At 70.3% G+C, this 12,561-nt stretch carries 8 protein-coding genes; 6 read left to right on the top strand and 2 right to left on the bottom strand.

The window, feature by feature from the left end; all coding sequences use genetic code 11:
* Nucleotides 1-38 precede the first annotated feature (38 nt).
* The 6 genes from E5P2_RS25220 to E5P2_RS25195 all read left to right on the top strand — a co-directional run bounded on the left by E5P2_RS25220 (nt 39) and on the right by E5P2_RS25195 (nt 10,831).
* The gene (locus tag E5P2_RS25220) at nt 39-185 is read left to right on the top strand and encodes a hypothetical protein (protein ID WP_174262698.1); all 147 of its coding nucleotides are present in this window, start codon (nt 39-41) and stop codon (nt 183-185) included.
* Nucleotides 186-235: 50 nt separating this feature from the next.
* Nucleotides 236-2,413, top strand: a complete 2,178-nt coding sequence (gene katE / locus E5P2_RS25215; protein WP_162569830.1) for a catalase HPII — start codon at nt 236-238, stop codon at nt 2,411-2,413.
* Nucleotides 2,414-2,492: 79 nt separating this feature from the next.
* Nucleotides 2,493-2,855, top strand: coding sequence for an SPW repeat protein (locus E5P2_RS25210; protein WP_162569829.1), 363 nt, complete (start codon nt 2,493-2,495; stop codon nt 2,853-2,855).
* Between the two features lie 210 nt (nt 2,856-3,065).
* On the top strand, nt 3,066-5,198 hold the full coding sequence (locus E5P2_RS25205) for a CHAT domain-containing protein (RefSeq protein ID WP_162569828.1): 2,133 nt from the start codon (nt 3,066-3,068) through the stop codon (nt 5,196-5,198).
* Complete coding sequence (locus tag E5P2_RS25200) at nt 5,195-6,916, top strand: ShlB/FhaC/HecB family hemolysin secretion/activation protein (protein ID WP_162569827.1); 1,722 nt, start codon at nt 5,195-5,197, stop codon at nt 6,914-6,916. Before E5P2_RS25205 ends, E5P2_RS25200 begins: the two co-directional genes overlap by 4 nt.
* A gap of 174 nt (nt 6,917-7,090) precedes the next feature.
* Nucleotides 7,091-10,831, top strand: a complete 3,741-nt coding sequence (locus E5P2_RS25195) for a beta strand repeat-containing protein (RefSeq protein WP_162569826.1) — start codon at nt 7,091-7,093, stop codon at nt 10,829-10,831.
* On the opposite strand, the gene E5P2_RS25190 is transcribed toward E5P2_RS25195, so the two are convergent.
* Together E5P2_RS25190 and E5P2_RS25185 are read right to left on the bottom strand one after the other, a co-directional pair.
* Nucleotides 10,828-11,703 (bottom strand): FkbM family methyltransferase, encoded by an 876-nt coding sequence (locus E5P2_RS25190; RefSeq protein ID WP_162569825.1) that lies wholly within the window; start codon nt 11,701-11,703, stop codon nt 10,828-10,830. The two genes, E5P2_RS25195 and E5P2_RS25190, sit on opposite strands and share 4 nt — an antisense overlap.
* On the bottom strand, nt 11,700-12,476 hold the full coding sequence (locus tag E5P2_RS25185) for a hypothetical protein (RefSeq protein WP_162569824.1): 777 nt from the start codon (nt 12,474-12,476) through the stop codon (nt 11,700-11,702). The genes E5P2_RS25190 and E5P2_RS25185 overlap by 4 nt, the downstream gene beginning before the upstream one ends.
* Nucleotides 12,477-12,561 lie beyond the last annotated feature (85 nt).

Genomic DNA, 12,561 nt, shown 5'->3' with positions numbered 1-12,561 from the left:
GCATGCCGCTTGTTCAATCGAAGGCCTTGGAGCGAATCATGGAGTTTTCCTCGTTGTCCGGCGTCCTGAGCGATGGGTGGATCGGCAACTTCCTGGTCTGGACGGTTGCCGTCGCGGCAGGGCTGGTCGGCGTGGTGGCGGTGGTCAGCGTGCTGGACATGTTCTTCGAAGCGGAAGCCCGCTGATACCGCGGCGCCGGGAGGCGCCGCTTCTCCTCTCTACTGAAAGAATTCCGATGACGTCACAGAACAAGGCGGCTGCCCGTCGCCCGAAGACCAGCGACGGCAGCAATGCCAAGCAGGACCAGCTGGCCGCCTTCACCACAAGCCCCGCCGCGCAGCTCAGCACCAACCAGGGCCTGCAGATCCCGGACAACCACAACTCGCTCAGGGCCGGCGTGCGCGGACCGACCCTGCTCGAGGACTTCATCCTGCGCGAGAAGATCACCCACTTCGACCACGAGCGCATCCCCGAACGCGCGGTGCATGCACGCGGCTCGGCGGCGCATGGCTATTTCGAGGTCTACAAGTCGATGTCGCAGTTCACCTCGGCCGATTTCCTGCAGGACCCGGCGGTCAAGACGCCGGTGTTCGTGCGCTTCTCGACCGTGGCCGGCTCGCGCGGCTCGGCCGACACGGTGCGCGACGTGCGCGGCTTCGCCGTCAAGTTCTACACGCGCGAAGGCAACTACGACCTGGTCGGCAACAACATCCCGGTGTTCTTCATCCAGGACGCGATCAAGTTCCCCGACCTGATCCACGCCGTCAAGGCCGAGCCGCACAACGAGATGCCGCAGGCCGCCAGCGCGCACGACACCTTCTGGGATTTCGCCTCGCTGATGCCCGAGAGCACCCACATGCTGATGTGGGCGATGTCGGACCGCGCCATCCCGCGCAGCCTGCGCATGATGGAAGGCTTCGGCATCCACACCTTCCGTTTTGTCAATGCGCGCGGCGAGAGCCACTTCGTCAAGTTCCACTGGAAGCCCAGGCTCGGCATCCACGGCCTGCTCTGGGACGAGGCGCAGAAGATCGCCGGCAAGGATGCCGACTTCCATCGCCGCGACCTCTGGGAAGCGATCGAGCACGGCGATTTCCCCGAATGGGAACTGGGCGTGCAGATGATCCCGGCCAACAAGGAACATGCCTACGGCTTCGACCTGCTCGACCCGACCAAGCTGCTGCCCGAGGAGATGGTGCCGGTGCAGAAGATCGGCCGCATGGTGCTCAACCGCAATCCGGACAACTTCTTCGCCGAGACCGAGCAGGTGGCCTTCCATCCGGGCCACGTCGTGCCGGGCATCGATTTCTCGAACGACCCGCTGCTGCAGGGGCGTCTCTTCTCGTACACCGACACGCAGATCTCGCGCCTGGGCGGCGCCAACTTCCACGAGCTGCCGATCAACAAGGGCGTGTGCCCGTTCCACAACTTCCAGCGCGACGGCATGCACCGCCAGACCATCGCGCGCGGGCAGGTCGCGTACGAGCCGAACTCGCTGGCCGACGGCAAGGAGTTCCGGGTCGATGGCGGCAGCGCCGGCTTCCAGTCCTTCCCCGAGGAGATCGAGCCGCCCAAGGTACGGCGGCGCAGTCCGTCCTTCGACGACCACTTCACCCAGGCGCGGCTTTTCTTCAACAGCCAGAGCGTGCCGGAGAAGGAACACATCATCGCGGCCTTCCGCTTCGAGCTGTCCAAGGTCGCGGTGCCGGCGATCCGCCAGCGCATGGTCGACAACCTCGTGCACGTCGACGAGAAGCTGGCGCGCCGCGTGGCCGAGCCGTTGGGCATCGGCGCGCCCGACGCCAAGGCGGCAGCCGGCCGCGCGGGCTTTCGCGACCATCGCGACACGCTGCCGATCTCCGAATCGCCGGCGCTCAGCATGCTCGACACCGGCGACGGTTCGGTGAAGACCCGCAAGGTCGCGATCCTGGCCGCGGACGGCATCGACTCGGCCTCGCTCAAGCCGATCCGCGAAGCGATCGAGGCGGCCGGCGCGCAATGCAGGATGGTCGGCCCGCGCCTGGGCACCGTCGCCAGCGCGTCGAAGCGGCAGCTCGGGGTCGATGCCACCTTCGTCAACATGCCTTCGATCATGTTCGACGCCGTGCTGGTGCCGGCCGGCAGCCACGGCGTCGAGGCGCTCGCGCGCAACGGCGATGCAGTGCATTTCGTGCTCGAGGCCTACAAGCATTGCAAGGCGATCTGCACGGTGGGCGAGGGCGTACTGCTGCTCGCGACGCTGGGCATCGGCCCCGGCCAGAAGTCGCCGCCGCCCGGTGTGGTGGTGGCCGCCACGCCGGTGACCAACCTCGGCGACAGCACGGCCGCGACGCAGATCGCGCAGGACTTCATCGCCGCAATCGCGAAGCACCGGCACTGGGACCGGCCGAACGTGGATGCCGTGCCGGCCTGAGGCGCATCGGCCAGGAACATCGCCGCCCGCGCCCGATCCAACACCTGCCGGCATCCGGCCGGCCATAGGAGGTGCGATCATGAAGCGACTGAAACACTGGCAGGACCTCGTCAATGCCATCCTCGGCGTATGGGTCATTCTTTCGCCCTGGGCGCTGGGCTTCCAGGACACGATGAACGCGATGAGCAACGCGGTCCTCGTCGGCCTGCTGCTCATCGCGGCCGCGCTGGGCGCGATCTTCGTGCCGCGCGCATGGGAGGAATGGAGCGAAGGCATCCTGGGCCTGTGGCTCATCGCCTCGCCCTGGGTGCTCGACTTCAGCATGCAGCGCGACGCGATGCTCGCGGCCGTCGTCACCGGCATCGTGATCGCGGCGCTGGCCCTGTGGACGCTCTTGACCGACAAGGACTACAGCGCCGGCTGGCATCGCGCGGCGCACTGAGGCGCACGGCGGATCGCATCCGTTTTCGAAGGCCCGGCCCGCGCCGGGCCGGGGATGGACCGGGCCTACGCCCTTTGCGCTAGACCGTATTGCGAATAGGCGGGGTCGGACCCCGCTCCTAGACTTTCAGCACGAGGTCTGAGAGGCGCGCACTTTCGCGGCGTCGGTGGTTCGCGCACTGCGGGCCTACAGGCAGCGCGCGGGGGTCGAATGGAACGGTTGTCGAGCTTCGGATGGGCGCGCCGCGCGCGCAGGTGGATCGTGCTGGCGCTCGGCGCCGGCGCACTCGCCGCGATGCAATGGGCAGCGGCGCAGGCGCCCGACGCCGAGGCGGCGGCGAACAAGGCCGAGCAGGCGCGGCTCGCCGACACCGACACCCTGCTCGCGCTGACCAACGACGGCGCCATCCTCTACGCGCAGGACAGCATCAAGCTCTCGGGCTACCAGTACTGCAGCCAGGCCGTCGCGCTGGCCGAGGCCGGCGAATTCCGCCAGAGCGTGCGCGCCGCCAGCAAGGCGCTGCACCTGGCCAACACCACGCGCGACCCGAACCTGCTGGCGATGGCCAACCGCGATCTGGCCATCGTCTACAGCTACTCGGGCCAGCTCGACAAGGCCGAGGAGTTCGCGCGCGAGGCGCTCAAGCATCCGGCGCGCGATCCCAAGCTGGTGGTCGGGCCGGCCTACAAGGTGATCGGCGACGTGCAGACGCGCCGCGGCGACTACGCGATCGCGGTGACCAGCTACGACACGGCGCTCGCCAACAGCTCGCAGCGCTATGCGCCGCTGGTGCAGGCCTCGCTGGTCAACGCGCTGATCGAATCGGGCGACGCGCCGCGCGCGCGGCAGCTGTTCGGCACGCTGCCGCCGCCGCGCGAGGCCTCGCTGGCCGCGCAGCTCGACCGCACCCGCGCGCGCCTGCTGCTGGCCGAGAACAAGCCGGCCGAGGCACGCGATCTCTACCGCCAGCTGACCACGCGCCAGGCCGGCGTCGACAGCGGCTACTTCCAGCTCTGGGCCTGGGACGGCGTGGCGCAGAGCGATCTCGCGCTGGGCGACAAGCAGGCCGCGGCCGAAGCGGTGGGCCATGCGCTCGGCGACGTCGACGGCGTGCGCGCCAAGTTCCGCAGCGAGGAATTCAAGATGGGGCTGTTCTCGGACCTGCAGACGGTGTTCGAGCGCGGGGTCGGGCTCTACAGCGACATCGGCGACACGCGCCGCGCCTTCGAGGTCAGCGAGCGCAGCCGCTCGCGCGCGCTGCTCGACGCCGTGCGCGGCCGCGCGCGCGTGAGCGAGGAAGCCGCGGCCACGGTCGACCTCGCGACGCTGCAGCGCACCCTGCGGCCGGACGAGCGCGTGGTGCAGTTCCATTCGCTGCCGGAGCGCCTGCAGGTCTGGGTCGTGAGTCCGACCGACATCCGTGCGACCAGCATCCCGATCAAGCGCGACGACCTGAACGAAGCAGTCGAGACCTTCCGCAACTCGGTGGTGCGCGGGCGCCGCGCGGCGATCGCCAATGCCGACAAGCTCGGCGCCGCGCTGCTCGGCCCGCTCCGGCTCGCGGCCGGCGAGCGGCTCATCATCGTGCCGCACGGGCCGCTGCATTACCTGCCCTTCCAGGCACTGCGGCTCGACGGCCGCTACGTGATCGAGACGCACCCCGTCTCGGTCGCGCCGTCGATGAGCATCGCGGTGCGGCTGGCGCAGCGTTCGCCGCAGGTCGATGCCGTGCTCACCGCCTTCGGCAACCCGCGCATCGAGGACAAGTACGACCTGCCCGGCGCCGAGGCCGAGGTCAGGCAGCTGGCGAAGTCCTTCCCGCGCAACAGCGTCTACATGGGTGCCGCGGCGACCAAGACGCAGTTCCGCGAGGTCGCCTCGCGCGCGCCGCTGCTGCACGTGGCGGCGCATGCGGAAGCCGACCAGGTCGATCCGCTCTATTCGCGCATCCTGCTGGCCAACGAGAACGGCCAGCACAACTTCCTCGAGGCGCAGGAGATCCTCGGCCTGCCGATGCAGGGCAATGCGCTGGTCACGCTGTCGGCCTGCGAGTCCGGCCTCGGCCGCATCGAGAAGGGCGACGAAGTGCTGGGCTTCACGCGCTCCTTCCTGTCGGCCGGCACCTCGACGCTGATCGCCTCGCTCTGGCCGGTGTCCGACGACGCGACCGAGATCCTGATGAGCACGCTCTATGCCGAGCTGGCCAAGGGCAAGGATATCCAGCTGGCCATGCAGGCCGGCCAGCTGGCCGTACTGAAGGAACCCCGCATGTCGCATCCATTTTTCTGGGCGCCGTTCAACCTGATCGGCAACTGGCGTCTGAAGGTGGGGGCGCCGGGATGAAGCGCACGCCCATTCACGCACGACACGCCCGTTCATTGCATCCGGTCGCGCTGGCCGCGGGATCGCTGGTCGCGCTGGCCCTGGCCGTCGCCGCGCAGCGCGCGCATGCGGCGGACGACGCGGCACCGGTGCTGCGGCCGACCAAGGACCCGTGCGGCAGCTGCGACCGCCCGATCGCGCAGGCCCCGGCCGCGCCGCAAAGCCTGCCTGCGCCGCCCGCGCCGGCGGCCTCGTTCAAGCTCAACGACCTGCGGCTCAACGGCGCGCAGGCGCTCACCGACGAGGAGCTGCGCAGCACCACGCAGCCCTACATCGGCCGCGAGGTGACGCTCGACGACCTGCAATCGCTGGCGCAGGCCATCACCGCCAGGTACCGCGAGCGCGGCTACTTCCTCGCGCAGGCCGTGGTGCCGGTGCAGACGGTGCGCGACGGCGTGGTCGAGATCAGCATCATCGAAGGCCGCCTGGGCAAGATCGATGTCGCGGTCGCGCCCGATGCGCCGCTCGGCGAAGCGCGCGTGCGCGGCTTCCTGGCGCCGCTTTCACCCGGCCAGGCGGTCAACGCGCAGCGCTACGAACGTGCGATGCTGCTGCTGTCGGACCAGCCCGGCGTGCGCGTGTCCTCGGGCCTGCAGGAAGGCGTGCAGGCCGGCACCACCGACCTCAGCGTCGAGGTCGCCGCGGCGCCGCGCTTCGCCTTCGCGGCCGAGGCCGACAACTACGGCACGCTGGAATCGGGCCGCTACCGCGTGGGCGGCACGGTGCGCTGGCTGAGCCCCTTCGGCATCGGCGACAACCTCGATGCGCGCGTGCTGGTGTCCGACGGCGACAAGCTGCAGCTCGGCCGGCTGGCCTACGAGGCGCCGATCGGCACCAGCGGCCTGCGCGCCGGCATCGGCCTGTCGCGCATCAGCTATTCGCTGGGCGGCCAGTTCGCCGATCTCGATGCGCAGGGCCGCGCCAACGTGCTCGACGTCTCGCTCAACTACCCGCTGATCCGGCAGCGCCAGCAGAACCTGTTCCTGCGCCTGGGCGCCGACGTGAAAGACCTCAGGGACGAGCTCGATGCGGTCTCGTTCACCTCGAAGAAGCGCGTGCACGGGCTCGGCCTCGGCTGGACCTGGGAGCGGCGCGACGAAGTGTTCGGCGGCGGCTACTGGGCCAGCTCGGGCACGCTCTACCACGGCAACCTGGACATCCGCGACGGCGAGAGCCTGTCTCTCGACCAGGGCGTCACCGGCCACCACACCGAAGGCGGCTTCAGCAAGCTGACCTTCCAGATGTCGCGCCTGCAGGCCATCCTGCCGCGCCACTCGCTCTACCTGGCGCTCGGCGGCCAGTGGGCGAGCAAGAACCTCGATGCCTCGGAGAAGCTCGCGCTCGGCGGCCCGCGCGCGGTGCGGGCCTACTCGTCCGACGAGGCGCTGGTCGACCAGGGGCTGATCGGCACCGCCGAGTGGCGCTGGTCGTACAACGAGGAACTCACGCCCTTCGCGTTCTACGACGCCTCGCGCGGCAAGCTGGCGCGTGCGCCGACGTCCTTCGACACCGCCAACAACATCAGCCTGCGCGGCCTCGGCTTCGGCATCTCGTGGTCGCGGCCCGGCAACTTCAGCATCAACGCCACGCTGGCATGGCGCCAGGGCACGCGGCCGGCGCAGTCCGACGGCGGCGGCCACAACCCCCGCCTCTTCATCCAGGCCCAAAAGGTGTTCTGATGAAACTCTCCCCCAGGCTTCGCGCACTCCGTGTCGCTTCGCCAACCCCCTCACCGGGGGCAACACCGGCGGCCCGGCAAAGCCGGTTCCGCGGTGTTTCCCGAACGGGCGTCGCTTTGCTTGCCGCTGCGTTCATTCGTCGCGAGTCGCGCGAGGCGCTTTGGAGCAGTTGAAATGAAGCAGGCCCTCTCTTCTCGGCGCGCGGCGCGCGCGCAAGGCGTGCGCTTCGCCATGCGGCCGGTGGCGCTGGCGCTGGCCTGCATGGGCGCCGCGCCGGCCATGGCGCAGATCCTGCCGACCTGGAACAACTTCACCGTGCGCGGCGGCGCCGTCAACGTGGGCATGCCGACGGCCGGCGGCAGCGTGCTGCCGATCACGCAGACCACGCAGCGCGCCATCGTCGACTGGCAGGGCTTCTCGATCGGCGTCGGCAACGCGGTCAACATCACGCAGCCCGGTGCGACCAGCATCCTGCTCAACCGCGTGACCGGCGGCGGCCTGTCGACCATCGCGGGCTCGCTGACGGCCAACGGCCGCGTGTTCCTGGTGAACCCGAGCGGCGTGCTGTTCACCGGCACCTCGTCGGTCAACGTCGGCGGCCTGGTCGCATCGACGCTGCAGATGGGCACCAGCAACGACGCGTTCATGGGCGGCACCGAGAGCTTCCAATTCAACCAGCAGGGCGGCCTGAGCGGCCGGGTCGAGAACCAGGGCAGCATCACCGCCACGGGCGGCGGCACGGTGGCGCTGATCGGCGCGGACGTGCGCAACAGCGGCCGCCTGGTCGCCAACCACGGCACCGCCGGCCTGGTGTCGGCCGACGGCGTCACGATCGACTTCGCGGGCGACGGGCTCACCACCTTCAAGGTCTCGCCGGGCCTGTTCAGCAGCGTGCTGAACGGCGGCACGGTGCAGGCCGACGGCGGCCGTGTGGTGCTGATGGCGACCGCCGGCAGCGAGGTCGCGCAGGGCGTGGTCAACGTCGACGGCGTGCTGCGCGCGCGCTCGCTGAGCTCGCGCAACGGCGAGATCGTCCTCGACAGCGGCAGCGCGCCGGCCGGCATCACGCTGGCCGGCGGCGAGGTGACTGTCGCCGGCCACGGCGAAGGCGTGAAGGGCGGCACGATCACGGCCACCGGCCAGGGCATCCTGATCGGTTCCTACACGCCGATCGACGAGACCTTCTCGGTGCTGGACCCGGCAACGCTCGATGCCAGCGGCAAGGCCGGCGGCGGCAGCATCACGCTGCGCGCGTCCGCCGTCGCCGGTGCGCCGGACACCGGTGCGATCGCGATGACGGCCGGCAGCACCCTCCGTGCCGATGCCACCGGCACCGGCAACGGCGGCCAGATCCAGCTGCTCGGCGAGCGCACGCTGCGCGCCTACGGCACGCTGTCGGCCCGGGGCGGCCCCGGCGGCGGCGATGGCGGCTTCATCGAGACTTCGGGCGGCTTCGCCGTGCCTGCCGGCGACACCAACGGCGGCATCGAACTGCTCGGGCTGCGCACCGACGCCTCGGCGCCGGCCGGCCGCGCGGGCACCTGGCTGATCGACCCGTTCGACGTCACCATCGTCAATGGCGCGGCCGCGGGCACGCTGCCCACCAATCCCTTCGACCCGATCGCGACCTCGACCGTGCAGGACGGCGACATCAACGCAGCGCTCAATGCCGGCACCGGCGTCACCATCACCACCGGCACGTCCGGCCCGGCGACGGCCGGCAACGTCAACTTCGGCGGCGGCGTGCTGATCGACCGCACGGTGGGCACCGCGCCGCTGACCTTCGAGGTCGATGCCAACCTCGGCATCAACGCGCTCAACACCAACACGACCATCCGCTCGAGCGCCGGTCCGCTCAACGTGGTGTTCAACGCCGGCCTGGGCGCGCTGCCCGACCAGAACGGCAACATCGGCTTCAACGGCGTGATCACCACCAACGGCGGCGACGTGGTGATGAATGCGCGCAGCCGCGACACCGGCGCGAGCCCGATCATTCTCAACAACACGCAGATCGACACGCGCATCGGCCAGCTCGACGCCAACCCGGGCGGCTCGGTCAGCATCACCGGCACGCGCTCGCCCACCACGGGTGTCTTCAACAACGTGGTGCAGATCACCGACACGACGATCCAGAGCTCGACCGGCAACGTGTCGATCACCGGCATCGGCGGCACCAACGGCACCGGCGTGCAGATGATCTCGACCGTGGGCGCGAACGCGGTCGCGACGAGCGTCTCCACGACGCTGGGCGCGATCCGCATCACGGGCGTGGGCAGCGGCATCTCGTCGAGCGGCATCGTCAGCCCGGGTTACGGCATCGAGATCAACGGCACCACGCTGCGCAGCACGGACGGCGACATCGTGCTCCACGGCCTGCACGAGGCGGCCGCCATCGATGGCGGCGGCAACGGCGTGGCGGTGGTCAACAGTTCCGTCGTCACCGCGCTCGGCAGCGGCAACATCGAGATCACCGGCGCATCGCAGGGCGCCGATCCGGGTGTCCTGATCGGGGCGGCGACCGCGGTGACCGGCAGCGTGGCCTCGCGCGTCGACGGCAACCACAACGTCGTGCTGCGCGCAGCCACGGGCGGCGCGGGCGATGCGCTCGACATCAGCGGCACGGTGCGCGCCGGCAACGTGCTCGACCTGCGGCCGGGCGGCGTCGACGTGCTGGGCAATGCGAGCGACCTCACCGCGAATCCGATCACGCTCGGCGGCACCGCGGCCAGCGGCTTCGCCGTCAGCGCCGACGAGTTCACGCGCATCACGGCCGGCACGATCGTGGCCGGCAGCAACCTGCACGCGGGCGGCATCGACGTCGTCGGCCCGCTCGCGCTGGCCTCGCCGCTGACGCTGCAGAACGGTGGCGGCGGCAACATCACGCTCGGCGCACCGGTCGCGACGCCGCAGCTCGGCCTGCTGAGCGGCGGCAACATCACGCAGGCCGCCGGCGCGACGATCACGGCCGGCACGCTGCTCGCGCGTTCGAGCGGCGGCAACGTGCTGCTCAACGAACCGGGCAACGATGTCGGCACCGTGGCGGGCGGCGCGGCCGGCCGCTTCGAATACACCGATGCCAATGCGCTGACGCTGGGCTCGGCCACGGTCACGGGCTACGACGCCGCGTCCAACCTGCCGCAGCCGGTCAGCGCGACCTCGATGGCCGCGGGCAGCGCGCTGGTGCGCACGCTCACCGGCGATCTCTCGCTCGGCACGAACGTCAGCACCACCGGCGGCGCGGATCTCGTCGCTGCGGCACGCTTCCAGAACCTCGCGGCCTACACCATCGCGGGCGCGCCCTGGCGCGTGTGGGCCGATACCTGGATCGGCGAGACGCGCGGCGGCCTGTTCGGCTCGGGCTTGCTGCCCAACCTCTACCACTGCGCCTACCTCGGGCTGTGCGGCGTCACCGTGTCGGCGACCGACAACCATTTCATCTACGCGCAGCAGCCGACGGCGACGGTGGTGATCGGCGATGCCTCGCGGCGTGGCGGGCTGCCGAATCCGCCTTTCATCTACAGCATCACCGGCCTGATCCTCGGCGATACCGCGGCGGGTTTCCCCGGCTTCGTCAGTTCGCCGGCGGGCCCGGCCAGTCCGCCGGGCGTGTACCCGATCAACGGCGTCTTCGCATCGGCCGCGGGCTACGCGGTCAACGTGATACCGGGGCAGCTGGTGGTCGGCGCCTTCGTGCAGCTGCCGATGCCGGACGTGCTGCGCGAGCTGCCGAACACCTGGACCTACGACCGCAACATCGGGCCGCCGCCGATCTGCTTCGCCACCGGCCCGCTCGAAGGCGACCGCGCCGACCAGGGCGGCGACATCCTCGCGCGCGAATGGACGCGCGTGCGATCGCGGCCCAATCTCACGAGCTGCGTGGACACGGAGCGGCGCAACGGCTGCGCGGATTTCTAGCCGGTTGATCGCGGCGTGTTGAGCAGCGCCGCATAGCGCTGCTGCGAACCCGCGGCCATCGCATGCCGCGCCTCGAGCAGCACGATGCAGCGCAGCACGAGGTCGAAGGAGCCGTAGACGCAGTGCGCGATCAGCGCCAGCTGGCGCAGCTGCTCGTCGCTCATCGGCGCGGGTCGCGCGATGTCGCGCACGTAGACGATGTCGGCCTCGAGCAGTTGCCGCAGTCCGCGGCCCTGGTCGCCCTCGACCACGCAGGGCGCGATCGGCCCCTGCTTGATCTGGTCGAAGCAGTGCGGCATGAAGCCTTGCAGACGCAGTTCGCGATCGATCTCGCCGAAAGGCGGCTGGCCCTGGTAGAGCGTCACGAAGGACACCTCGGTGTGCACCGCGACCGCCTGCGCGAGTTTCGTGCGGCCGCCCTGCAGCACCATCAGCTCGCTGCCCTGCACGTCGAGCTTGAGCAGGTCGATGGCAGCGATCTCCGCGAGTTCATCCAGCCGATGCGTCTGCACCGGCTCGCGCGCCAGCACCTCGGCCAGCGGCACCAGGCCCGCGAACAGCGCGAGCGTGGCCGCGTCGGGCGCGAGCAGGCTGGTCATGCCGCTGCCGCGGCAGACGTGCAGCGTGTGCATCGCGCCATCGGCCACGGCGTGCGGAAGATGGCGTTCGTTCGGTGCCTGCCGCGCCTGCAATGCGGCGAGCGCATCGGCCTGCGGCTCGAAGCCCGTCACGCGGCACAGGCCGGCCGCGAGCATCGCGGCATAGGGCGCCGGGCCATCGATCGGGTTGGCGCCTACGTCGACGACTTCGGTCGTGCGTTGCGGCGCGAGCAGATCGCGCACGGCCCGGCCATCGAGGCGCGCGTGCGTCATCGTTGCGCGAGGCTGCGCGCGAGGCTGCCGGTGTAGCTGCGCTGCCCGTGGTGGATGAAGTCCGAGCGCAGGTCGGCGAAGACCTGGCCGCCGGCTTCGCGCCAGCGCCGGCAGAAGGCGAAATCCTCGCTCAGGTAGCGGCCGTTGCCGGGCTCGGCCAGGGTGTCGAAGAAGCGGTAGTGCGGCCACGCGGCGGCGGCGGGATCGGTGTCCGCATCGGGCGTGTAGCGCAGCTCGGGATGGCGCGCGGCCAGCCGCACGAACACGCTGCGCGCGATCAGCATGAAGCCGGTCGGCGCATCGGCCACGGCGACGAAGCCGTCGGCGTCCTCGGCCCGCGTGCCGGGCAGCGCATTGAGCGGAAACTTCGCATGCCGCGCCTCGAAGTCGGCGCGCGTGCTGCCGGCCGGCAAAGGCGCCGCCAGCCCATGCTCGGGCCAGCCCTCGGTCTTTTGCGGATAGACACCGGCCACCACCTCGCGGCCGGCCCGCAGCAGGCGCAGCGCCGCTTCGGGCTCGAAGCCGATGTCGGCGTCGATGAAGAACAGATGGGTCCAGCGCGCATCGGCCATGAACTCGGCCACCAGCCGGTTGCGCGCACGCGTGACCAGGCTGTCGCCTTCCAGGAAGCGCGTCTGCATCGAGAAACCATGCGTCCAGGCCGCATTCACCAAGCCCATGAGGCTGCGCACGTAGACCGAACTCATCGTCGCGGCATAGCACGGCGTGGCGACGAAGGGGCGGAGGGCTTTCAGGGCCTGCGGGTCGAGCATCTGCGCATTATGCGAACTGGCGCGGACGCGGTCAGCACGGCCTCGCCTGCGGATGTGAAGGATGGAACGCGATGGGGGCTCCGGT

It is taken from the genome of Variovorax sp. SRS16, from assembly GCF_901827165.1.
Classification (GTDB): Bacteria; Pseudomonadota; Gammaproteobacteria; order Burkholderiales; family Burkholderiaceae_C; genus Variovorax.
Note: the sequence above shows the minus strand (reverse complement) of the source record. Positions and strands in the feature narration are given on the sequence as shown.